Annotated in this window: 23 protein-coding genes and 1 riboswitch; of the genes, 6 read left to right on the top strand and 17 right to left on the bottom strand. The window is 62.5% G+C overall.

The features are described 5' to 3' along the window. Positions 1–5 precede the first annotated feature (5 nt). Positions 6–159: riboswitch (FMN riboswitch) on the top strand. A 94-nt stretch (positions 160–253) separates the two neighbouring features. Next, positions 254–760, top strand: a complete 507-nt coding sequence (locus tag N7650_RS07195; RefSeq protein ID WP_009399028.1) for a 6,7-dimethyl-8-ribityllumazine synthase — start codon at positions 254–256, stop codon at positions 758–760. A gap of 135 nt (positions 761–895) precedes the next feature. Here the strand turns inward: N7650_RS07195 and astE are convergent, their stop codons facing one another. From astE to acs, 13 genes are all read right to left on the bottom strand, one after another. Further along, the gene (astE, locus tag N7650_RS07190; protein ID WP_279897652.1) at positions 896–1,906 is read right to left on the bottom strand and encodes a succinylglutamate desuccinylase; all 1,011 of its coding nucleotides are present in this window, start codon (positions 1,904–1,906) and stop codon (positions 896–898) included. Positions 1,907–1,917: 11 nt separating this feature from the next. Then, positions 1,918–2,208: a hypothetical protein gene (locus tag N7650_RS07185; RefSeq protein WP_009399032.1), complete on the bottom strand. Its 291-nt coding sequence runs from the start codon at positions 2,206–2,208 to the stop codon at positions 1,918–1,920. 14 nt (positions 2,209–2,222) lie between these two features. After that, the gene (astB, locus tag N7650_RS07180; RefSeq protein WP_279897651.1) at positions 2,223–3,572 is read right to left on the bottom strand and encodes an N-succinylarginine dihydrolase; all 1,350 of its coding nucleotides are present in this window, start codon (positions 3,570–3,572) and stop codon (positions 2,223–2,225) included. Between the two features lie 25 nt (positions 3,573–3,597). Next, the gene (gene astD / locus N7650_RS07175; protein ID WP_279897650.1) at positions 3,598–5,061 is read right to left on the bottom strand and encodes a succinylglutamate-semialdehyde dehydrogenase; all 1,464 of its coding nucleotides are present in this window, start codon (positions 5,059–5,061) and stop codon (positions 3,598–3,600) included. Further along, positions 5,058–6,086, bottom strand: a complete 1,029-nt coding sequence (gene astA / locus N7650_RS07170; protein ID WP_279897649.1) for an arginine N-succinyltransferase — start codon at positions 6,084–6,086, stop codon at positions 5,058–5,060. The genes astD and astA overlap by 4 nt, the downstream gene beginning before the upstream one ends. A gap of 51 nt (positions 6,087–6,137) precedes the next feature. Further along, complete coding sequence (gene aruF / locus N7650_RS07165; RefSeq protein ID WP_279897648.1) at positions 6,138–7,157, bottom strand: arginine/ornithine succinyltransferase subunit alpha; 1,020 nt, start codon at positions 7,155–7,157, stop codon at positions 6,138–6,140. Between the two features lie 127 nt (positions 7,158–7,284). After that, entirely contained in the window at positions 7,285–8,505 is a 1,221-nt protein-coding gene (locus N7650_RS07160; RefSeq protein WP_279897647.1) for an aspartate aminotransferase family protein, read from the bottom strand. A gap of 366 nt (positions 8,506–8,871) precedes the next feature. Then, positions 8,872–9,852 carry a transcriptional regulator ArgR gene (argR, locus tag N7650_RS07155; RefSeq protein ID WP_009399047.1) on the bottom strand — a complete coding sequence of 327 codons (981 nt, stop codon included), beginning with the start codon at positions 9,850–9,852 and terminating at the stop codon, positions 8,872–8,874. A 123-nt stretch (positions 9,853–9,975) separates the two neighbouring features. After that, positions 9,976–10,740, bottom strand: a complete 765-nt coding sequence (locus N7650_RS07150) for an ATP-binding cassette domain-containing protein (protein WP_009399049.1) — start codon at positions 10,738–10,740, stop codon at positions 9,976–9,978. A 66-nt stretch (positions 10,741–10,806) separates the two neighbouring features. Next, positions 10,807–11,505: an ABC transporter permease gene (locus N7650_RS07145; RefSeq protein WP_009399050.1), complete on the bottom strand. Its 699-nt coding sequence runs from the start codon at positions 11,503–11,505 to the stop codon at positions 10,807–10,809. Beyond that, a complete protein-coding gene (locus N7650_RS07140) occupies positions 11,502–12,191 on the bottom strand; it encodes an ABC transporter permease (protein ID WP_009399056.1) in 690 nt (229 codons plus the stop codon). Before N7650_RS07140 ends, N7650_RS07145 begins: the two co-directional genes overlap by 4 nt. Before the next feature lie 90 nt (positions 12,192–12,281). Then, the gene (locus N7650_RS07135) at positions 12,282–13,067 is read right to left on the bottom strand and encodes an ABC transporter substrate-binding protein (RefSeq protein WP_064301968.1); all 786 of its coding nucleotides are present in this window, start codon (positions 13,065–13,067) and stop codon (positions 12,282–12,284) included. 642 nt (positions 13,068–13,709) lie between these two features. Then, entirely contained in the window at positions 13,710–15,665 is a 1,956-nt protein-coding gene (gene acs / locus N7650_RS07130) for an acetate--CoA ligase (protein ID WP_009404949.1), read from the bottom strand. Between the two features lie 402 nt (positions 15,666–16,067). Between acs and N7650_RS07125 the strand changes: the two genes are divergently transcribed. Next, on the top strand, positions 16,068–16,328 hold the full coding sequence (locus N7650_RS07125; RefSeq protein ID WP_009404950.1) for a DUF2790 domain-containing protein: 261 nt from the start codon (positions 16,068–16,070) through the stop codon (positions 16,326–16,328). Positions 16,329–16,416: 88 nt separating this feature from the next. Here the strand turns inward: N7650_RS07125 and N7650_RS07120 are convergent, their stop codons facing one another. Then, positions 16,417–17,976 carry a sigma-54-dependent phenylalanine hydroxylase transcriptional regulator PhhR gene (locus tag N7650_RS07120; protein ID WP_009404951.1) on the bottom strand — a complete coding sequence of 520 codons (1,560 nt, stop codon included), beginning with the start codon at positions 17,974–17,976 and terminating at the stop codon, positions 16,417–16,419. Positions 17,977–18,248: 272 nt separating this feature from the next. On the opposite strand from N7650_RS07120, the gene phhA reads away from it, so the two are divergent. From phhA to N7650_RS07100, 4 genes are all read left to right on the top strand, one after another. Then, positions 18,249–19,034 carry a phenylalanine 4-monooxygenase gene (gene phhA, locus N7650_RS07115; RefSeq protein WP_009405103.1) on the top strand — a complete coding sequence of 262 codons (786 nt, stop codon included), beginning with the start codon at positions 18,249–18,251 and terminating at the stop codon, positions 19,032–19,034. 43 nt (positions 19,035–19,077) lie between these two features. Continuing rightward, on the top strand, positions 19,078–19,434 hold the full coding sequence (locus tag N7650_RS07110) for a 4a-hydroxytetrahydrobiopterin dehydratase (RefSeq protein WP_009405104.1): 357 nt from the start codon (positions 19,078–19,080) through the stop codon (positions 19,432–19,434). After that, a complete protein-coding gene (locus N7650_RS07105) occupies positions 19,434–20,612 on the top strand; it encodes an aspartate/tyrosine/aromatic aminotransferase (RefSeq protein ID WP_279897643.1) in 1,179 nt (392 codons plus the stop codon). Before N7650_RS07110 ends, N7650_RS07105 begins: the two co-directional genes overlap by 1 nt. A 261-nt stretch (positions 20,613–20,873) precedes the next feature. Next, positions 20,874–21,005 (top strand): hypothetical protein, encoded by a 132-nt coding sequence (locus N7650_RS07100; protein WP_009405108.1) that lies wholly within the window; start codon positions 20,874–20,876, stop codon positions 21,003–21,005. Between the two features lie 88 nt (positions 21,006–21,093). Here N7650_RS07100 and arfB read toward each other — a convergent pair whose 3' ends face one another. From arfB to N7650_RS07085, 3 genes are all read right to left on the bottom strand, one after another. Then, positions 21,094–21,507 (bottom strand): alternative ribosome rescue aminoacyl-tRNA hydrolase ArfB, encoded by a 414-nt coding sequence (gene arfB / locus N7650_RS07095; protein ID WP_009405109.1) that lies wholly within the window; start codon positions 21,505–21,507, stop codon positions 21,094–21,096. A 139-nt stretch (positions 21,508–21,646) separates the two neighbouring features. Next, entirely contained in the window at positions 21,647–23,062 is a 1,416-nt protein-coding gene (locus N7650_RS07090; RefSeq protein WP_009405110.1) for an amino acid permease, read from the bottom strand. Positions 23,063–23,427: 365 nt separating this feature from the next. Continuing rightward, positions 23,428–23,607 (bottom strand): hypothetical protein (locus tag N7650_RS07085; protein WP_279897640.1); only part of this gene is annotated, 180 nt, incomplete at its 5' end.

The following is a 23,607-nucleotide window of genomic DNA, read 5'->3' as shown; positions in this document are numbered from 1 at the left end:
GATGGCAACGTTCTCAGGGCGGGGTGCAATTCCCCACCGGCGGTAATTGCGCCCAGCGCGCATAGCCCGCGAGCGCTTGCAGGCAAGGCTTTGCAAGGTCAGCAGACCCGGTGCGATCCCGGGGCCGACGGTCACAGTCCGGATAAAGAGAGAACGGGATAGGCACCTTGTGTCCGTTCGTCCGCATTTTCGCGAGCGACCATCCCTTTCGATCCAGATGCCCTGTTTCTTATACAAACAGGAGTCCGTTTCAATGCAAGCAACCCCAATCGACAGCAAAGCCCACGGCAACGAGCGTATCGCCTTCGTCCAGGCTTGCTGGCACAAGGATATTGTCGATCAGAGCCGCAAGGGCTTCGTCGAGCAGATGGCCAAGCACGGCTATCAGGCTGGTGATATCGATTTCTACGAAGTCGGCGGCGCCTTCGAGATTCCGCTGCACGCCAAGCTGCTGGCGCGCAGTGGCCGATATGCTGCGATCGTCGCGGCCGGGCTGGTGGTGGATGGCGGCCTGTATCGCCATGAGTTCGTCGCCCAATCGGTGATCAGCGGGCTGATGCAGGTCCAACTGGAGACCGAAGTGCCAGTGTTCTCGGTGGTGCTGACCCCGCATCACTTCCATGCCGGTGATGAGCACCAGAAATTCTTCTTCGAGCACTTCGTGCTCAAGGGCGAGGAAGCGGCGAATACCTGTGCCGATACCTTGTTGAAACTGCGGGCGTTGCGCCGTAGCGAAGTGCCGCAGAAGGTGGCGGTGTAAATGAAGAAGGCCGCGGTGAGAACCGCGGCCTTTTTTGTTGATAGTTGCGGCCCTATCGCTGGCAAGCCAGCTCCCACAGGGTTCTGCAGCGACTCGGACCCTGTGGGAGCTGGCTTGCCAGCGATGAAGCCGGTACTACTGGCCTAGTCCTTCAGCCGAAGCCGGAACGATCAGGATCCCCGCCCGCAGTCCATTCTTCACCTTGGGATTGGGGAAAATGATCCTCGCCCCCTCCTCCTCCACGATCCAGCGCGTCTCGGCCAGATCCTCGGCCAGCAGATAGCCCTTGGACAACTCCGAGAAGTTCTCGATGTCCGCCGGCAGGTGCAGGTGGAAGCTGTCGCTGTGCTTGATGATCTCGCGGGCGACACTGAACAGTTGCAGGCCGTCCAGCTCTTCGGCCGGCACCGGCTCGTTGCCCTCGATGATCTGGATGAGCCGGGTCTCCAGAAGGTCGAGGTTGACCTGCTGGTTCTGCCCGAACGGCCGTGCCTTGCCCAGTTCCAGGGTGAAGGACTCGGCGCCCAGTTGCTCGTAGGTGTAGGCAGTGAAGGTGATCGAGGTCTTGCTCTGCAACAGCACCGCCTCCATGCCGGCAGCCCGCAGGCGCGCCAGCTCGCGGCGGGAATGCTGGCGCCCTTCCTTGTAGGGATAGAGCGCGAACTGCTCGATCTTCGATCCACGGATCGCGGTGTGTAGGTCGTAGTGCAACCGGGTACGTCCCGGGATGCTGAAAAAGGTCGCCGCCAGATGCTCCAGGTCCCCGGCGCGCAGGGCCTCCGGACCGCTGGACAGTTCATGCCGCCCGTTGAACAGGCGATTCACGTCCTGCTCGATATAGCGCTCGCCCTTGCGCATCGCCTCGGGGTTGCCGAACAGGAACAGGACCCGGGCCCTCGGGTGGATCTCGCCCTTGGCGATCCGCCCGAGCAGATCGTCGAGCAGTTCGATGGGCGCGGTCTCGTTGCCGTGGATACCGGCGGACAACAGCAGGTCGAGGCCGTTGTCCTGCGACTCCGGCGGCCGCACCTCCAGCGCGCCCTCGGCAAGCCAGCGCAGGCGTACACCTTGCACCGTGGCCTGGGTCTTCTCGGCCGGCTCGCGTTCGAACAGGGTCAGATCAAGCAGTTTGCCGAGGGAGAGCATGGGGCGATTCCTTAGTGATGATGTCCGCAATCGGGACCATGGACGTGATCGTCATCGTCGCCGACATCCGCCGGCTCCATTTCCAGTTGCAGGCTGACCAGGTTGGTCGCCAGCGGACGCAGCAGCAGGTTGGCGTACTCGGTATCGCCTTCCTCGACATCGACGCCGATCAGCAACTGCCCGCGGCCGTCCTGCTGGATCCACACTTCCTTGCCCTGCCAGATCACCGCAAAGCGGTTGGTGGAGGCTTCGCGCTGGTTGCCATCTTCGTCTTCAAGGATCAGTTGCAGGGCGTCGGACATTTTCGGGTGCTCTTTCAGGGGTTGAGTTGGAACGGATAGACCGAACCCAATTTGAGGATATGGGTCAGCTCATCCAGCGCCGTACGGCATTCCACCAGCAACTGCGGGTCGGCCAGGTCGTTTTCGACGAGGCGGTCGCGGTAGTGCCTGTCGACCCATTGGGTCAGGGTGTCGTACAACGGGGCGGTCATGATAACCCCTGGATTGACCGCCGCCAGTTCCGTTTCATTGAGCGCGACACGCAGCCGCAGGCAAGCCGGGCCACCACCGTTCTGCATGCTCTGCTTGAGGTCGAATACCCGCACCTCGGAAATCGCACCGCCCTGGCGGGTCAGGCTGTTCAGGTAGGCCCAGACCCGCTCGTTGTTGCGGCATTCCTCCGGCACCACCAGCAGCATGGAACCGTCGTCGCGGCTCAGCAGCTGGCTGTTGAATAGGTAGGAACGCACCGCGTCCTCCACCGTCACCTGGGCCCGCGGCACGCAGATCGCCTTGAAACTGCCGCCGCGCCTGGCCAGTTTGTCCTTCAGTTCGGCGAGCACGCGCTCGGTCTCGAGGAAGGCATCCTCGTGGTAGAACAGCACCTCGCCATTGCCCACGGCGATCACGTCGTTATGGAACACGCCCTGGTCGATCACCGCCGGATTCTGCTGAGCATAGACCACGCCGTCATCGCTCAGGCCGTGCAGGCGGGCCACGGCTTGCGAGGCTTCCAGGGTCTGGCGCGCCGGGTACTTCTGCGGCGCAGGGTAGCGGGTGTCGAACGCGCTGCGGCCGAAGACGAAGAACTCCACCCCCGGTTCGCCGTAGGCACGGCAGAAGCGGGTGTGGTTGGCCGCGCCTTCGTCACCGAACTGGGCAACCGCCGGCAACGCCGCGTGGTGGGCGAAGTACTGCTGATTGGCGAACATGGCGCCCAGCACCCGGCTGGTGGTCGGGTGCTCGATGCTGCGGTGGTACTTGCAGTTCAGGTTGGCCGCGGTGAAATGCACGCGACCGTCGGCGGTGTCGGCGCTCGGGCTGACGGTGGCGGCGTTGGCAACCCACATGCTCGACGCCGAGCAACTCGCCACCAGCAGCGGCATGGCGTCTTTCGCCGCGCGCTGGATCACCTCGGCATCGTTGCCGCTGAAGCCGAGGCGACGCAGCGCCGCCACGTCCGGGCGCTCCTGCGGCGCCAGCACGCCCTGCTTGAAGCCCATGTCGGCCAGGGCCTTCATCTTGGCCAGGCCCTGACGCGCCGCTTCCCGCGGGTTGGAACCCTGCTGGCTGTTGCTTTGCGAGGCCACGTTGCCGTAGGACAGGCCGCCGTAGTTATGGGTCGGTCCGACCAACCCATCAAAATTCACTTCAAACGATTTCATCGGTCAAGGCTCCGTGAACCTGTTGTTATAGGGCGACGCCGGGGGTCAGCGTGGCAGGCAGGACCAGGCTGGCGGTCTCCAGGGAGGCGACCGGGTAGGCGCAATAGTCCGCCGCGTAGTAGGCACTGGCGCGGTGGTTGCCGCTGGCACCGACACCGCCGAACGGCGCGCTGCTGGCGGCGCCGGTCAGTTGCTTGTTCCAGTTGACGATGCCGGCACGGCTTTCCAGCCAGAACTGCTGGTAGCGCGCATGGGAGTCGGACAGCAGGCCGGCGGCGAGGCCGTAGCGGGTGTTGTTGGCTTCGGCGATGGCAGCCGGGAAGTCGGCATAACGGATCACTTGCAGCAGCGGGCCGAAGAACTCTTCATCGGGCCGATCAGCCACTGCGCTGACGTCGAGGATGCCCGGGGTCAGCAGCGCGGCAGTCGCCTGTGGCTGGGTCATTTCCAGCAAGGCGCTGGCGCCGTTGGCCACCAGCTTCGCCTGGGCATCCATCAGCACCCTGGCCGCATCGAGCGACACGACGGAACCCATGAACGGCGCCGGTTGCTGGTCGAAAGCGCCCACGGAAATGTTCTTGCTGACCTCCACCAGGCGCGCCAGCAGACGGTCGCCCCAGGCGCCCTGCGGCACCAGCAGGCGGCGCGCGCAGGTGCAGCGCTGGCCGGCGGAGATGAAGGCCGACTGGATGATGGTGTAGACCGCCGCGTCCAGGTCCTTGACCTCGTCCACCACCAGCGGGTTGTTGCCGCCCATTTCCAGGGCAAGGATCTTCTCCGGACGCCCGGAGAACTGCTGGTGCAGGAGATTGCCGGTGCGGCTGGAGCCGGTGAAGAACAGCCCGTCGATACCCGGATCGGCAGCAAGGGCCACGCCGGTTTCCCGCGCCCCCTGGACCAGGTTCAGCACGCCCGCCGGAAGGCCGGCATCGATCCAGCACTTGACGGTCAGCTCGGCGACCTTGGGCGTCAGTTCGCTTGGCTTGAACACCACCGCATTGCCCGCCAGCAGTGCCGGAACGATATGGCCATTGGGCAGGTGGCCGGGGAAGTTGTACGGGCCGAACACCGCCACTACGCCGTGGGGCTTGTGACGCAGCACGGCAGTGGCGTCGGCCAGCGGGCCGCTCTTCTCGCCCGTGCGCTCACGGTAGCTCTGTACCGAAATGGCGACCTTGTTGACCATGCTGGTCACCTCGGTGGCTGCTTCCCACAGTGGCTTGCCGGTTTCCTCGCCGATGCAGCGGGCCAGTTCGTCCGCGTTGGCCTTCAGTTGCGCGGCGAAGGCTTCCAGCACGGCGATGCGCATGTCCAGGGACTGCCGCGCCCAACCGGGGAACGCCTGGCGTGCGGCGGCGACGGCCTGCTCTACCTGCCCGGCATTGGCGCCCTGCCCCGCCCAGATCACCGCCTGGGTGACCGGGTTCAAGGATTGCAGGGCACCGCCCTGGCCGGCCAGCCACTGGCCTGCGATGTAATGAGTGGTCATTGGTTGGCCTCCCGGGGCGCGGACAGTGCAACGGCGCGTACCTGGTCGCCGACGCTCAGGCGCAGGCGCTTGGCGGTCTGCGGATCGACCACCAGGGTACCGGCCGCCAGGCGCGCGGGCGCTGCGGCGATGCGGCAGTCCTCGCGCTTGCGGTTGTGGATGATGAAAGGCGTAGCGTCATCGCCCGGGGTACCGATCGCCAGCACCAGCGCCTGGCTGTCACGTACCGCACGGATCCTGCGGGTTTCGCATTCGATGGCCGGGCCGGCGTCGAAGATGTCGACATAACCCTGGTAGCTGAAGCCTTCGCTCTTGAGCATCGACAGCGCAGGCTCGGTATCGCTGTGTACGCGACCGATCACATTGCGCGCCGCCTCGGAGAGGAAGCAGGTGTACAGCGGGAACTTGGGCATCAGCTCGGCGATGAAGGCCTTGTTGCCGACACCGGTGAGGTAGTCGGCCTGGCTGAACTCCATCTTGAAGAAATGCCGGCCCAGGCTTTCCCAGAATGGCGAGCGGCCCTGCTCGTCGGACATGCCGCGCATCTCGGCGATGATCTTGTTGCCGAACAGCTCGGGGAACTCGGCGATGAACAGCATCCGCGCCTTGGACAGCAGGCGACCGTTGAGGCCGCTGCGGCTGTCGGCACGCAGGAACAGCGAGCACAGCTCGGAGTTGCCGGTCAGGTCGTTGGCCAGGAACAGCGTCGGGATTTCCCGGTAGATGTTCAGTTCCTGCGAGGCACTGACGGTCAGGCCGACCCGGTAGTTGTACCAGGGTTCGCGCAGGCCGACGGCGCCGGCGATGGCGGAGATGCCAACCACGTCGCCGGCGTCGTTCTCCAGCACGAACAGGTAGTCGGCGTCGCCCCGCTCGGCCTCGCCACGGAAGGTCTTCTCGGCCCAGCCGACCCGATGGGCCAAGCGTTCTTCGTTGGCCGGCAAGGTGGTCAGGCCGGTGCCAGTGCTGCGCGCCAGCTCGATCAGCGCCGGCAGGTCACTGCTGCGTACGGGACGAACGATCATGCTATCTCCTCGGGCAGGCGCACTATGGGCGCCCGCGAAACTCAGTCAGTATCAAACCGCGACCAGGCGCACGCTGGCGCCTTCGCCGACGCCAAGGGCCTCGACGGCGTCCTGGCTCAGGTAAACGGGTTTGCCCGGCACCCAGTCCAGTTCCAGCAATACCGCGCGGTAGTCCTGCAACTGGCCGTTGGTCACCAGGTACTGGCGGCCGCCCTTGGTCGGCTGCTCCTGCAGCCTGACCGGCACGACCCGGCTCTGGGCGATCGAACGGATGCCGGAGACCCGTGCATGCAGGGTCGGGCCGCCGTCGAAAATATCGATGTAGTGATCGGTCTCGAAGCCTTCGCGCATCAGGATGTCGAAGGTGATCTGCGCCCGCGGGTGGACCTGGCCCATGGCTTCCTGGGCGGCGTCCGGCAGCAGCGGCACGTAGATCGGGTAGTGCGGCATCAGCTCGGCGAGGAAGGTACGGCTCTTCAGGCCGCACAGGCGCTCGGCCTCGGCGTAGTTGAGATCGAAGAAGTTGCGCCCGATCGCGTCCCAGAACGGCGAATCGCCGTTCTCGTCGCTGTAGCCGACGATTTCGGTCACCACCGAGTCGGCGAAGCGCTCCGGGTGCGAAGCCATGAACAGCAGGCGCCCGCGGGAGTTGAGCTCGGCCCAGGCAGTGTTCACCAGTTCCGGCAGCACGTAGAAGCTGGTCAGCAGGCTGTTGCCGGTGAGGTCATGGCACTGGGAAAGCACATGGATCTTGTTGTGGATCTTCAATTCCCGGGAAGCGTGAACGAAGGTCTCGTTACGGAAACTGTAGAACGGCTCGGAGTAGCCCGCCGAGGCGACGATGGCCGAACAACCGACCAGCTTGCCGGTGGCCAGGTCTTCCAGGACGAAGAAATAACTTTCTTCGCCGTTGAAACTGACTTCGGCGGCGAAGGACGTTTCCGAGGCGGAAATCTTGTCGCCCAGGCGACCGGCATCGTCCGGCAGGGACGTGACACCAATGGGACTGTCCGCAGCCAGACGCTGTACTTCATCCAGGTCAGCCATTTGCGCGGGGCGCATCACCAGCATGGTGTCACTCCTTTCGGATATACGGGCCGACGTGTCGGCGCAAAAAAAGCGGCGTGTGCGCATTGGGCACAGGCCACGGAAATCGGTTCGCTGGCCGGGCAGGCCAGCGAAGGTGCAGCGGGGTGAATCAGGCCTGGGTCAGCTTGGCGGCAGCGCGCTCGAAGCGGTCCAGACCTTCGTCGATATCGGCATCCTCGACCACCAGGCTCGGGGCGAAGCGGACCACGTCCGGGCCGGCCTGCAGGACCATCAGGCCCTCTTGCTCGGCGGCGTTGAACACGTCCTTGGCCTTGCCTTTCCAGGCGTCGGTGAGTACACAGCCGATCAGCAGACCCAGGCCACGGACCTGACTGAACAAACCGTACTTCTCGCCGATCTGTTGCAGGCGCGACTTGAAGCGCTCGTGCTTGGCCTTCACGCCGTTGAGCACTTCAGGGGTATTGACGATATCCAGCACGGCATTGGCGACGGCGCAGGCCAGCGGGTTGCCACCATAGGTGGTGCCGTGGGTGCCGACGGCCAGGTGCCTGGCCAGTTCGTCGGTGGTCAGGATCGCGCCGATCGGGAAACCGCCGCCCAGGCTCTTGGCGCTGGACAGGATGTCAGGCACCACGCCGTAGTGCTGGTAGGCATACAGCTCGCCGGTACGACCGACGCCGGTCTGCACTTCGTCGAAGATCAGCAGCGCGTTGTACTGGTCGCACAGGGCACGTGCGCCCTCCAGGTAGGCCTTGTCGGCCGGGACCACACCGCTCTCACCCTGGATCGGCTCGATGACCACGGCGCAGGTCTTGTCGGAGATCTGCGCTTTCAGCGCTTCCAGGTCGTTGTACGGCACATGGCTGATGCCGGTGATCTTCGGACCGAAGCCATCGGAGTACTTTGGCTGGCCGCCGACGCTCACGGTGAACAGGGTGCGCCCGTGGAAGCTGTTGACGGTGGCGATGATCTCGTACTTTTCCGGACCGAAGCGGTCATGGGCGACCCGACGGGCCAGCTTGAACGCAGCCTCGTTGGCCTCGGCGCCGGAGTTGCAGAAGAAGGCGCGGTCGGCGAAGGTCGCATCCACCAGCTTGCGTGCCAGTTGCAGGGCCGGCTCGTTGGTGAAGACGTTGGAAACGTGCCACAGCTTGTTGGCCTGTTCGGTCAGCGCGCTGACCAGCGCCGGATGGGCATGCCCCAGCACGTTAACGGCGATGCCGCCGGCGAAATCGATCAGCTCTCGACCCGACTGGTCCCAGACTCGGGAACCGGCGCCACGCACGGGAATGAAGGCGGCTGGTGCGTAGTTGGGAACCATTACCTGGTCGAAATCGGCGCGTTGCACCGGAGCTTGCTCAACGGACATCGGAGTCTCCTGAAGAGGAACGCCTGCCTGGAACTGGCGAGCGATGGGGGGATTGTAAGGAGAGATGAACACTTGGCCTTGTCGCCAAGCGACAACTTCTTATAGCGCCAAACCCTGTTTTTCCAAGGCTTTCGGCAATGCGACATATAGCTTCGCAAAGGCGCAGTTTAAACGGTGCGGGGGCTTGGCGGGGAGAGAGTTGGAGGCGGGAAAGACAGGAAATTCAAGGTGTTTGATGATTGGTGGGGTGCCAGCTGGGTTTTCTATGGATTTGAGGGCCCTATCGCTGGCAAGCCAGCTCCCACAGGGACCGGGTGCACCGCTGGACCTGTGGGAGCTGGCTTGCCAGCGATGAGGCTCTGAAGGTCAACCGCGCTCGGCGGGAACGGAGGAGAGTTCGAACGGCGAACTGCTGCGCCGCTGGTTGCGGTCTTCCCGCGGCGTGGCGCCGAAGAAGTTGCGGTAGGCACTGGAGAAGTGCGGCCCCGACGAGAAGCCGCAGGACAAACCGATCTGGATGATCGACTTGCTGGTCTGCATCAGCATCTGCCGCGCCTTGTTCAGGCGCAGCTCCAGGTAGTACTGGCTCGGCACCCGGTTCAGGTACTGCTTGAAGATCCGCTCCAGCTGCCGGCGCGAGACGCAGACGTGCTGGGCAATCTCGTCGGTGGTCAGTGGCTCTTCGATATTGGCTTCCATCAACAGCACAGCCTGGGTCAGCTTCGGATGGCTGGAGCCCAGGCGGTTCTGCAGCGGAATGCGCTGGCGCTCGCCGCCTTCGCGGATGCGTTCGACCACCAGCTCCTCGGATACCGCCCCCGCCAGCTCGGCGCCGTGATCCCGGGCCAGCACCGCCAACAGCAGGTCCACTACCGACATGCCGCCACAAGCGGTCAGGCGATCGCGATCCCAATCGAACAAATGGCTGGTGGCAATCACCTTGGGGAAGCGCTCGGCGAAATCGTCCTGCCAGCGCCAGTGCACTGCGGCACGATAGCCATCCAGCAAGCCCAACTGCGCCAGAGGATAAACCCCGGCCGACAGGCCACCAACCACGCAACCGGAGCGCACCAGTTGCTTGAGCGCCGCCCCCAGTGCCGCGCCCACCGCCAGCGGCGGCTCGTCAGCGAGCAGGAACAGCTTCTGGCAGTTGTCCAGGCGCCCGTTCCACGGCTCGCCCGGCAAACGCCAATCGCCTTCGTTCGGTGCCTCGGCCTGAAGGAAAGCCAGATCGTAGACCACCTCCGGGTGGACCTTCTGCGCCACCCGCAACACCTCTTCAGCCAGCGCAAGGGTCAGGGCCTTGGTGCTGGGCCAGATGAGAAAACCGATTCGCTGGGTGGTCATGAGGTGAGGTCCGGAACTGGTGTCCGCAATGATAGGCGGACTTAAGCAAACGTGGCACACGCTGCGCAAGCGGCGCAGCATGACCTATTTTGGTGCAAAGAGGCAGCCTTAAGCCAACACCAGTTATTTCAGGCTGCCGGACAGGAACTGCTGCAGCCGCTCGGACTGCGGGTTGACCAGCACCTCGCGCGGGTTGCCACTCTCCTCCACCAGGCCTTTGTGCAGGAACACCAACTGGTTGGACACCTCGCGGGCAAAGCCCATTTCGTGGGTCACCACCACCATGGTCCGGCCTTCCTGCGCCAGGGCCTGCATGACTTTGAGCACGTCGCCCACCAGTTCCGGGTCCAACGCCGAGGTCGGCTCGTCGAACAGCATGACTTCAGGCTCCATGGCCAGGGCCCGGGCGATCGCCACACGCTGCTGCTCGCCGCCGGACATATGGCCGGGATAGGCGTCCTTGCGGTGCGCCACGCCGACCTTGGCCAGGTAATGCTCGGCCTTTTCCAGCGCTTCCTTCTTGTTCACGCCGAGCACATGCACCGGCGCCTCGATGATGTTTTCCAGGGCAGTCATGTGCGACCACAGGTTGAAGTGCTGGAACACCATCGACAGCCGCGAGCGCATGCGCTGCAGCTGCTTCGGGTCGGCAGCCTTGAGCGCGCCATCCTTGTTCGCCACCAGCTTCAGCTCTTCGTTGTTGAGCAGGATCTTGCCGGCATGGGGCTGTTCCAGCAGGTTGATGCAACGCAGGAACGTGCTCTTGCCCGAGCCGCTGGAGCCGATGATGCTGATCACGTCGCCGGCCTTGGCGGCCAGGGACACACCCTTGAGCACTTCATGGCTGCCGTAGCGCTTGTGCAGGTCCTGGATTTCGAGTTTGTACATTGCTGTCGGTCTCATAAGGCCCGGGGCGCGCCAGCACGCCCGGAGCGAATCAGTTAGCCGCGGGGCTCAACCCTTGCGCGGCGCCAGGTAGCCGAGCCAGCGGCGCTCGGCGAGCTTGAACAGGCGGACCAGGATGAAGGTCAGGCACAGGTAGAACGCGCCGGCGGTGATATAGGCCTCGAACGGCAGGTAGTACTGGGCGTTGACGGTCCGTGCGGCACCGGTGATGTCGATCAGGGTGACAATGGACGCGAGACTGGTGGTCTGCAGCATCATGATCACTTCGTTGCTGTACTGCGGCAGCGCCCGGCGCAAGGCCGAAGGCAGGAGGATGCGGCGGTACATCTTGTAGCGCGACATGCCCACAGCCTTGGCCGCCTCGATCTCGCCGTGGGGCGTGGCCTTGAGGCTGCCGGCGATGATTTCCGCGGTGTAGGCGCTGGTGTTGATGGCAAAGGCCAGGCAGGCGCAGAAGGTCGCGCTGGACAGCCAGGGCCAGAGGAAACTCTCGCGCACCACGGCGAACTGGGCCAGGCCGTAGTAGATCAGGAACAGCTGGACCAGCATCGGCGTACCACGGATCACGTAGGTGTAGAGCCAGGCGGCGAAATTCACCAAGGGCTGTTTCGACACCCGCATCAACCCCAGCGGAATCGCCGCGAGCAGGCCGAAGAACAGGGAAATCGCCAGCAGCTTGAGAGTGGTCAGCAGGCCGCCCCAATACAGCGGCAACGCTTCCCAGATGACGTTGTAGTCGAAAATCATAGTTCAGCCGCCTTTACGCCAACCGAGTAGCGCTTTTCCAGGTAACGCAGGGCCAGCAGCGAGACGCTGGTGATCACCAGGTACATCGCGGCCACCGCCAGGAAGAAGGTGAAAGGCTCGCGGGTGGCATCGGCCGCCTGCTTGGCCTTGAACATCATGTCCTGCAGGCCCACCACCGAAATCAGCGCAGTAGCCTTGGTCAGCACCAGCCAGTTGTTGGTGAAGCCGGGAATCGCCAGGCGGATCATCTGCGGCACCAGCACGCGGAAGAACACCTGCACGTTGCTCATGCCGTAGGCCATGCCGGCCTCGGCCTGGCCTTTCGGGATTGCCATGAAGGCGCCACGGAAGGTTTCCGACAGATAGGCACCGAAAATGAAGCCCAGGGTGCCGATGCCGGCAATCAGGGGATTGAGGTCGATGTAATCGTCATAACCCACCAGCGGGGCGACGCGATTGAGGATGTCCTGACCACCGTAGAAGATCAGCAGGATCAGGACCAGATCGGGAATGCCGCGAATGACCGTGGCATACAGATCGCCGAGCCAGGCCAGCCAGCGTACCGGCGACAGCCGCAACGCCACGCCGATCAGGCCAAGCACGATGGCCAGGGCCATGGACGACAAGGCGAGCTGTAGCGTCAGCCATGCTCCATCGAGGATGACTGCCCCGTAGCCTTTCAACATGATGAGGTCCTCGACCTTAGGGATGAAAAAATGGTGCAAGCCTCAGCGCTTCTGCTGCTTGCACCATTGCACAGGTGATACGGACAGCGGTTACTTGGGTTCCGGACCGTAGATATCGAAGTTGAAGTACTTGTCCTGGATTTCCTTGTACTTGCCGCTGGCGCGGATGCCGTCGATGGCAGCATTGATGCGTTCCAGGTTTTCCTTGTCGCCCTTGCGCACGGCGATACCGATGCCGTCGCCGAAGTACTTGGCGTCGGTGAAGGCCGGGCCGGTGAAGGCGTAGCCCTTGCCAGCGTCGGTCTTCAGGAAGCCGTCTTCCAGCAGCGTAGCATCGGCCACGGTGCCATCCAGGCGGCCGGCGGTGATGTCCAGGTAGATTTCGTTCTGGGTGCCATACGGAACGATGGTGGCACCTTTCGGAGCCAGCACTTCCTTGGCGAAGCGGTCATGGATCGAGCCGCGCTGCACGCCGATCTTCTTGCCTTGCAGTTCGGCCAGGCTGTCGCTGACGGTGGTGCCGTCCTTCATGACCAGGCGGGCCGGGGTGAGGTAGTAACGCTTGGTGAAATCGACCGATTTCTTGCGATCTTCAGTGATCGACATGGACGACAGGATGGCGTCGATCTTGCGCACCTTAAGCGCCGGAATCAGGCCGTCGAACTCCTGCTCGACCCAGGTGCACTTGACCTTCATCTGCTCGCAAAGGGCGTTGCCGATGTCGTAGTCGAAGCCGACGATGCTGCCATCCGGAGCTTTCGAGGCGAAGGGTGGGTAAGCGGCTTCGATGCCGATGCGCAGCGGTTTTTCGTCAGCCACGGACACTAGGGAAAACACGGACAGCGCCAGTGCGCCAAGCAATGCGAGTTTCTTCATCTGGGAACTCCAATCGGTAAAGGGCAATGCCAGGCAGTACGACTGCCCACTATGCGAATGAGTACAACGCAGAGCTGCGCGGGACCGGACCACGGGTCAGGCGTCACGAGCGAGTGATCGGCATTTTAACGACAGCTCGGAAGCCGATATTTCTTCAAAGCGACAAGTAGTTACAGAAGCCTTTGAAGAGCGGCCGGGAGATATTGACAGTTTCGGAGGAATATGCAAAAGCGAAAAACAAATAACCAATGACTGAAGCAATAACCGGGCCCATTATTGGCAAAGCCTTGTATCACGGCAAGTCCAGCCGTTTGGGTGTCGGAAATTTCATCTTTCCATGCACCATGAGCGAGCGAAGCCGTTTCCTTCCGCCCCGTTTTTGTACGAAAGCCGTGTGGGAAAGGTTACCGATGAAAGTCGAAGTAACAAAAAAGCCCAAGGTCCCGGAGGCTGGTTGCCTACGGGGCCTTGGGCTTTTTTCTCTCAATTTTTGTGTTGGGGCTGATGGCCCTATCGCTGCGGTGCGGCGATCCGACAAGCCAGCTCCCACAGTGACCGCGCCGGCCAAAGGTCTTGTAATCAACACAAACCCTGTGGGAGCTGGCTTGCCAGCGATGAGGCCATCAGCACCGGCTCAAAGCATCAAGCCACATTCATGGTCTTGTGCGTCTCCACCAGGTGCGCCACCACACCCGGGTCGGCCAGGGTCGAGATATCGCCCAGGGAGTCGTACTCGGCCGTGGCGATCTTGCGCAGGATGCGGCGCATGATCTTGCCCGAGCGGGTCTTCGGCAGCCCCGGCGCCCACTGGATGACGTCCGGCGAAGCGATCGGCCCGATCTCCTTGCGCACCCAGTTCTTCAGTTCAAGACGCAGCGCCTCGCTCGGCTCTTCGCCACCATTGAGGGTGACGTAGACGTAGATGCCCTGCCCCTTGATGTCGTGCGGCACGCCGACCACCGCCGCCTCGGCGACCTTCGGGTGGGCGACCATGGCGCTTTCGATCTCGGCCGTACCCATGCGGTGCCCGGACACGTTGAGCACGTCGTCAACGCGCCCGGTGATCCAGTAGTAGCCATCCTCGTCGCGACGGGCACCGTCACCGGTGAAGTACATGCCACGGAAGGTCTTGAAGTAGGTGTCGACGAAGCGGTCGTGGTCGCCATACAGCGAACGCGCCTGACCCGGCCAGGAATCGAGGATCACCAGGTTGCCCTCGGCAGCGCCTTCGATCAGGTTGCCCAGGTTGTCCACCAGCGCCGGTACCACGCCGAAGAACGGACGGGTTGCGGAGCCCGGCTTCAGGGCAGTAGCGCCGGGCAGCGGGCTGATGAGGATGCCGCCGGTCTCGGTCTGCCACCAGGTATCGACGATAGGGCAACGCTCCTTGCCGACGGTCTGGTGGTACCAGTTCCAGGCTTCGGGGTTGATCGGCTCGCCCACCGAGCCCAGCAGGCGCAGGCTCGAACCGTCGGCGCCGGCAACGGCGGCCTGACCTTCGGCCATCATGGCGCGGATCGCGGTCGGCGCGGTGTAGAGGACGTTGACCTTGTGCTTGTCGATGATCTTCGACACACGGGTGATGTCCGGATAGTTCGGCACGCCTTCGAACAGCAGCGTGGTGGCGCCGTTGGCCAGCGGCCCGTAGACGATATAGCTGTGGCCGGTGACCCAGCCCACGTCGGCGGTGCACCAGTAGATCTCGCCCGGACGGTAGTCGAATACGCGCTCGTGGGTCATCGAGGCGTATACCAGGTAGCCGCCGGTGGTATGCAGCACGCCCTTGGGCTTGCCGGTGGACCCGGAGGTGTAAAGGATGAACAGTGCTTCCTCGGCACCCATCTCCTTCGGCGCGCAGACGCTGCCGGCCACTTTCATCAGGTCTTCGTACCAGATGTCGCGGTGCTGGTTCCACTTGATATCGGCCCCGGTGCGCTTGCACACGATGACCTTCTGGATGCTGCTGGTCTCGGGGTTGGTCAGGGCGTCATCGACGTTGGCCTTGAGCGCCGTGCGACGACCGCCGCGCAGGCCTTCGTCGGCGGTGATGACGACCTTGGACTTGCAGTCGATGATGCGACCGGCGAGGGCCTCCGGGGAGAAGCCACCGAAGACCACCGAGTGGATTGCGCCGATGCGGGCACAGGCCAGCATGGCGACCACGGCCTCGGGGATCATCGGCATGTAGATGGTGACCACGTCGCCACGGTGCACGTCCTGGCCACGCAAGGCGTTGGCGAACTTGCACACCTGCTCGTGCAGCTCGCGATAGGTGATGTTGCGGTGTTCGGAAGGGTCATCGCCTTCCCAGATGATTGCGACCTGGTCGCCACGTTCTTCCAGGTGCCGGTCGAGGCAGTTGTAGGATACGTTCAGGGTGCCGTCGGCGAACCACTTGATATCGACATGGTGGTCGTCGAAGGAGGTCTGCTTGACCTTGGTGAAGGGCTTGATCCAGTCGAGGCGCTGGGCCTGCTCACGCCAGAAGCCGTCCGGGTTGACCACTGACTTCTGGTACATGGCCTTGTAGGTAGCCTCGTCGGTCAGGGTATTCGCCGCAACCTCGGGACGAACGGGGTACAGGGAAGCCGCACTCATCTTTGTTACCTCGGTGTAATAGTTGTTTTTGTATGACCTCGTTTTAACTGTACCAGAGCCATCCAGACCATTCGACGTTGGTAGTAACGGCATGGTCTTTTCGCCACTTCTGACCGAAAAGCCGCTCTGGCACGGGCGTTCCGCTGTATCGACGAGACATTGCCAGGCTTTTCCCGGCGATTGTTACGGATTCTGCCAACAGTGTTTATCAAAACGCTGGCTGTTTCAGTTTGATGTCAGCCCCTAGAATTCACCTCGCCAGCAACGGCAACGAGATTAACGTTTGGTAACAGCCCCCACGAAGGCAGTTAATCCCGGAATAACATTCCGTTTTTACTTTGCAACAACGTAGCGCCACAAGCGCTACGCCCCCTTATTCGACCTTGAACAGGTAAATTTAAGATGAAAGCTTTACTGGTTTTGGTACTCGGCAGTGTTTGCGGCGCGGCCATGGCCGCCGAACAGGCAAATAACGGCGCCGAGCAGATTCCGGTTGAACAGTACAGTTACTCGCAACACCTGGATATCGCCAAAGTCCTGTCCATGAGCGAAATCCCGAACGTCTGCGAAGTCGTTCCGGCGCGTATGACCTATGAAGATTCCCAAGGCCGGAAACACATCCTCGAATACCGCGTCATGGGTAATGGCTGCTCCAACGGCTAACACTTGGTTCAGCGCTGGCGCGCCTCTTTTTCGATAAAGAGGCGCCATGCCAGAACTAATGAAACTTTAATAAACTCCGACTATTCAATCACTCGGCAGACTTGCCGACCGCATAATCACGCAACTTGTTGGCAATGGTCGTATGCGACACACCAAGACGTTTGCCCAATGCCCGGCTGGTTGGATATTCATGCTGCAAGGTTTCGAGCACCGCCTTTTCGAACCGCCCGACAATCTGCCCCAGGTCGCCCTCCAGGGAGAACTCGCCCAAGGGGTGCCTCGCACCATAGTCCGGCAGGCGGATATGCTCGGCCTTGACCACTCCCCCATCGCACAGCGATACCGCCTGGAACAGGACGTTTTCCAGTTGGCGCACATTGCCCGGCCAGTGATATTGGCCAAGGCGCTCCAGCGCCGCCGGGGCCAGGCGCGGTAGCGGGCAGCCGATCTGGCGACTGGCCTGGTCGAGGAAATGCTCCACTAGCGGCGAGAGGCCATCGAGGCATTCACGCAACGGCGGAATATGCAGAGACAGCACGTTGAGGCGGTGATACAGGTCCTGCCGGAACTCGCCACGGGCACACAATTCGGACAGATCCACTTGGGTCGCGCAGATAACCCTGACATCCAGATACACCTCCTCGTCGCTGCCGACACGCCGGAAGCAGCCGTCCTGCAGGAATCGCAGCAGCTTTACCTGCAAGCGTGGACTCATCTCGTCGACGCCATCGAGGAAGAGCGTGCCCCCGGCGGTCAGTTCAAGCAGGCCGAGCTTGCCCTCGGCGCGGGCGCCTTCGAAGGCGCCTGGGCCATAGCCGAACAGTTCGGTCTCGGCCATGGATTCAGGCAGCCCGGCGCAGTTCAGCGCCATCAGCGGCGCCTGTCCGCGCGGGCTGGCCAGGTGACAGGCACGGGCCAGCAACTCCTTGCCGGTCCCGGTTTCGCCTTCGATCAGCAACGGCGCATCCAGCGGCGCCATGCGCCGCGCCTCGCGCACCACTGCCGCCATTACCCGCGAACTCTGGAAGATGCTGTCGAAGCCACGCAGTTCCTGCTTGCGCACGTTGTAGATACGCTCGCCAATGCGGTCGGCGCGGTGCAGGGTGAGCACCGCACCGGCCAGGGCCTCGCTGTCGTCGTGTTCGGATTGCAGCGGGGCGATATCGGCGAGGAATACATCGTTCTTGATCTTCACCCGCAAGCCGTTGATCCGGGCCTTGTTGGCCCGCACCAGTTCCGGCAGATCGAAGTCCTCGGCGTAGCGTGACAGCGGGATGCCTGGCACCTCATCGACCCGGACGCCAAGCAACTGCGCAGCCGCACGGTTGGCCGCGACGATGGACCCGCCCATATCGATGGACAGCACCGGAAAGTCGAGGGCACCGAGCAGCGCGTTCAACTCCATGTGCCGCCGCTCGCTGGGCATCAGGCCGACGCGCTTGACCCCGAACACCCCGGTGATCGCCTCGAACTTGGGCCGCAGCGCCTGGAACTGCAGGTTGATCAGGTTCGGGCAGTGCAGATAGATGGCATTGCCATGTTCACCACCGACCTCGCCGCGAGCGACGTTTATGCCGTATTCCACCAGCAGGTTGAGGATGTCCCGCAAGATGCCGATGCGGTTCTGGCAGTGCACTTTGATACGCATGAAAAGTCCTGCAAGGGAGGTGGACGCGGCGATTTTTCTGCTGGACCGCCGGAAAATTTGTAAATAATACGTTACAAAACCCGGGATTCCCAGCGCTTAGCGAGCACGTGTTTCCGCGCCAGCGCGCTTTCCGTAAAGCCTGCGTTACAAAATTCGTTCGTTCACCCTGTCTGTACCCCTTCCCCACCGCTGCAATTCACGGAGCCAGGCGCTATCTCTAAAGGCATGGCGCAAGCCGCACACAACAATAAAGCCCTCAGCAGGAGAGCAGCATGAAACAGACGCAATACGTGGCCCGCGAGCCCGATGCGAACGGTTTTATCGATTACCCGCCGCACGAACATGCGGTGTGGAACACCCTGATCACCCGCCAGTTGAAAGTGATCGAGGGCCGCGCGTGTCAGGAATACCTGGACGGCATCGAACAGCTCGACCTGCCCCACGATCGCATTCCGCAGCTTTCGGAAATCAATGCGGTGCTCGGCGCCACCACCGGCTGGCAAGTCGCCCGGGTGCCGGCGCTGATCCCCTTCCAGACCTTTTTCGAACTGCTGGCCAGCAAGCGCTTTCCGGTCGCTACCTTCATTCGCACGGAAGAAGAGCTGGATTACCTGCAGGAACCGGACATCTTCCATGAAATCTTCGGCCACTGCCCGCTGCTGACCAACCCCTGGTTCGCCGAATTCACCCATACCTATGGCAAGCTCGGCCTGGCCGCAACCAAGGAGCAGCGCGTGTACCTGGCGCGCCTGTACTGGATGACCATCGAGTTCGGCCTGATCGATACCCCGCAAGGCCGGCGCATCTATGGTGGCGGCATCCTGTCTTCGCCAAAGGAGACGGTCTACAGTCTTTCCAGCGAGCCGGAACACCAGCCGTTCGATCCACTGGAAGCCATGCGCACCCCGTATCGCATCGATATCCTGCAGCCAGTGTATTTCACCCTGCCGAACCTCAAGCGCCTGTTCGACCTGGCCCACGAGGACATCATGGGCATGGTCGAGCACGCCATGCAGCTTGGCCTGCACGCACCCAGGTTTCCACCCAAGGCGGCCTGAGCCGCCCTGCACACCTATAACAATCCACGGAAAAGAGATCCTTATGAACGCCTTGTCCCAAGCCCACTGCGAAGCCTGCCGCGCCGATGCGCCGAAAGTCAGCGATGAAGAACTGCCGGAACTGATCCGCATGATTCCGGACTGGAACATCGAAGTCCGCGACTCGATCATGCAGCTGGAGAAAGTCTTCCTGTTCAAGAACTTCAAGCACGCCCTGGCCTTTACCAATGCGGTAGGCGAGATCTCCGAGGCCGAGGGCCATCACCCGGGCCTGCTGACCGAATGGGGCAAGGTCACCGTGACCTGGTGGAGCCACTCGATCAAGGGCCTGCATCGCAACGACTTCATCATGGCTGCGCGCACCGACGAGGTCGCCAAGACCGCCGAAGGGCGCAAGTGATGCATTTCCAGGCCATCACCCGGATTCCGGGTGATCCCATCCTCGGTTTGATGGAGGCCTACGCCAAGGATCCGAACCCGGCGAAATTCGACCTGGGCGTGGGCGTCTTCAAGGATGCCCAGGGCCTGACACCGGTGCCCCGGGCAGTGAAGATCGCGGAACAGCGCCTGGTGGATCGCCAGTCGAGCAAGAGTTACGTCGGCGGCCATGGCGATGCCGCCTTTGGACGCCTGCTCTGCCAACTGGTGCTGGGCAAGGACTCTGCGCTGGCCGGTGCCACCCAGACACCCGGCGGCACCGGCGCCCTGCGCCTGGCGGCAGAGTTCATCCAGCGCTGCCTGCCGGGGCGCGGGATCTGGCTGAGCGATCCGACCTGGCCGATCCACGAGACCATCTTCGCCGGAGCCGGGCTGAAGGTCGGGCATTATCCCTATGTCGGCGCGGACAATCGCCTCGATGTGTCGGGCATGCTCGCTGCGCTGGAAGCGGCGCCCGAGGGTGATATCGTCCTGCTCCATGCCTGCTGCCACAACCCGACCGGCTTCGACCTGTCGCGGGATGACTGGGGCCGGGTGCTGGAAGTAGTGAAGCGGCGTTCGTTGCTGCCGCTGATCGACTTTGCCTACCAAGGCTTTGGCGACGGGCTGGACGAGGATGCCTGGGCAGTGCGCTTGTTCGCCGCCGAGCTGCCCGAATTGCTGGTCACCAGTTCCTGCTCGAAGAACTTCGGCCTGTATCGCGAGCGTACCGGCGCCCTGCTGGCTTGCTGTGCCGATACTGAGAAGCTGCTGGATGTACGCAGCCAGCTGGCGTTCATAGCGCGCAACCTGTGGTCAACACCGCCGGATCATGGCGCGGCGGTGGTGGCGGAGATTCTTGCTGATCCCGAGCTGAAAAGCCTGTGGACCAGCGAGGTCGAGGCCATGCGCCAGCGCATCGCACGCTTGCGCAACGGGCTGGTCGAAGCCCTGGTGCCACACGGATTGAGCGAGCGCTTTGCGCATATTGCCGAACAGCGCGGGATGTTTTCCTACACCGGGCTGTCGCCAGACCAGGTCGCGGCGCTGCGCGAGCGGCACAGCGTGTATATGGTCGGGACCGGGCGGGCCAATGTGGCGGGGGCGGATGAAGCCCGGCTGGATGTGCTGGCTGCGGCTATTGCCGACGTCTGTCGCTGAATTTGCACTGCTGCTGATGGCCTCATCGCCGGCAACGCCGGCTCCCACAAGGTTCGGCGGTGTTCACAATACCTGTGGGAGCCGGCGTTGCCGGCGATGAGGCCATCAAGACCAGCACTAATGTTGTAAATTTCCTACCAATCAGCAGGAAAACCTCAATCCGTCATCCAGACTGCGGTATCCTGCCCCCGGCTTCACCGGAGCCGACGCGCTTTTTGGCGTGAACTTCCCACCTACGACCACCTTGCGAGGAACGACGAGATGCATGAAATCCCGAATCTTCCCTTCCCAAGCCTGAACCAAGTCGAGCAGAAGCCGGCCCCCATCAACGCTGAACCCGCGCAGTCGGCGGATCAGCAAGGCGACGAATCGCCGAGCGCCGACCAGGAATAACCGCGCACCACAGGACGTGTGGAAACCTCGGTCGATCGACCGGTTTTCACACGCTCAAGAACACTTCCTCCTCTTCGCTGCATTCCCCTCAATAATCGACCTTGCCGCGCCCGGCCTTGATCGCGCCGCGTTTGCTCTTGCCGTCCAGACGACGGGTTTTCGAGCCGAGGGTGGGTTTGGTCGGGCGGCGTTTCTTTTCCACTTTCACCGCCGCCAGGATCAGTTCACGCAGACGCTCGAGGGCGTCGGCGCGGTTCTGTTCCTGGGTGCGGTATTGCTGGGCCTTGATGATGATCACGCCGTCGCGGGTGATGCGGCTGTCGCTGAGCTGGAGCAAGCGCTCCTTGTAGAACGGCGGCAGGGAGGAGGCCTGGCTGTCGAAGCGCAGGTGCACGGCGCTGGAAACCTTGTTGACGTTCTGCCCGCCGGCGCCCTGGGCGCGGATGGCGTTCAACTCGATTTCTTCGTCGGGGATGTGGACGCTGTTGGAGAGTTGGAGCATTCGGAGGGGACCGGGTGGGAGATGCAAGCAGGATACCCGGTGTTGTCTGGACAATCATCGCTGCGTTGCCGCGGTCCGACAAGCCAGCTCCCACAGGTTACTCGATCGCTGTGGGAGCTGGCTTGCCAGCGATTGCGGCCTACTTGGTAGCGGGAGCTGCAACAGCTTCAGCCGTCATCCGCTTGCTCTTGAGCATGTAGCAGACCCACATCACCCCGAGCCAGATCGGCATGGCATACACCGACACCTGGATCCCCGGAATCATCAGCATGATGCCAAGAATGAACACCACCCAGGCCAGGCAGAAGTAGTTGCCGAACGGATACCACAGTGCCTTGAACAGCGGTTTCTGGCCGGTACGGTCCAGGTGCTGGCGGAATTTCAGGTGCGAATAGCTGATCATCGCCCAGTTGATCACCAGGGTCGCGACCACCAGCGACATCAGCAGTTCCAGCGCATGCTGCGGGATGAAGTAGTTGAGCAGAACGGCCACCAGGGTCACCGCGGCCGACGCCAGGATCGAACGCACCGGCACGCCGCGCTTGTCGATCTTCGCCAGGCTGGCCGGTGCGTCGCCCTGCTCGGCCATGCCGTAGAGCATACGGGCGTTGCAGTAGGTGCCGCTGTTGTACACCGACAGCGCTGCGGTCAGTACCACGAAGTTGAGGATATGCGCCGCGACATTGCTGCCCAGCATCGAGAAGACCTGGACAAACGGGCTGCCGCTGTACGAACCGCCGGCCGCGTCGATATTGGCCACCAGGCTGTTCCACGGGGTCAGCGACAGCAGTACCACCAGCGCACCGATGTAGAAGATCAGGATGCGGTAGATGACCTGGTTGATGGCTTTCGGGATCACGGTCTTCGGCTTGTCCGCTTCGGCCGCAGTGAAACCGAGCATTTCCAGGCCGCCAAAGGAGAACATGATGATCGCCAGGGCCATCACCAGCCCGCTGACACCATTAGGGAAGAAGCCACCGTGTTCCCACAGGTTGCTGACCGAGGCGTCCGGACCGCCGCTGCCGCTTACCAGCAGGTAGCTGCCCAGGCCGATCATGCCGACGATGGCCAGTACCTTGATGATGGCGAACCAGAACTCGGCCTCGCCGAACACCTTGACGTTGGCCAGGTTGATCGCGTTGATCAGGATGAAGAACGCCGCCGCCGACGCCCAGGTCGGAATCTCGGGCCACCAGTAGTGGATGTACTTGCCGACCGCGGTCAGTTCCGACATCCCCACCAGGATGTACAGCATCCAGCAGTTCCAGCCCGACAGGAAACCGGCGAAACCGCCCCAGTACTTGTGGGCGAAATGGCTGAAGGAGCCGGCCACAGGCTCTTCGACGATCATCTCGCCGAGCTGGCGCATGATCATGAAGGCAATGAAGCCGCAAATGGCATAGCCGAGGATCATCGACGGCCCCGCCGACTTCATCACCCCGGCCGAACCGAGGAACAGGCCGGTACCGATGGCGCCACCGAGGGCAATCAGCTGGATATGGCGATTCTTCAGGCCGCGCTTGAGCTCACCTGAATGCGGAGTTGTTCCACTCATGAACGAAGTCACCTGTTGTTTTTATCTGTGACGGGATCGGACCCGCCTCGCTCGTGGCGCGGCGGAATTGGCAAGGTGGTTACCTTGGGCCGGACGCGGCGGTTTCCGCGGACGAGCCCGGAAGATCAGCCTGGCGTCAGCCAGAATGCGCGGTACGCAGAAGGGTCACAGGTAAAACGCGGCGCCCTGTATACCCTTGCATTGACGCAGGGGTCAACACGCCGCGTAACGTTTTGATAACGACACGTCGCGTTCCCGCGGGAGAGATGGAGCCTGGGGGAGTGAATGGCGTACATCGCGCCCTCCGTTTTTGTTCTGTTTCTGTCCCGCTCTGCGGCGGGTCAGGCACTTGGCTGTCGGCCACATCAAGCCCGGTTTTCGGGGGCTTGGGCAAGAGGTTGACGTAAGCGTAAAGGGGGATCGAGAGAGGCTTTCGGCAAGGAATGTTTACAGGCTTCGACGGAGGCGGGATTGGGTAAAGAAAGAGCCAATTGGCGTAAGGATTTTTTTACAAGTTGGTTCAAAATATTTCCAGGCACTGGCTG

It is taken from the genome of Pseudomonas sp. GD04058 (genome assembly GCF_029836855.1).
Lineage (GTDB): Bacteria > Pseudomonadota > Gammaproteobacteria > Pseudomonadales > Pseudomonadaceae > Aquipseudomonas > Aquipseudomonas bharatica.
This window is presented reverse-complemented; position numbering and strand designations above follow the sequence as displayed.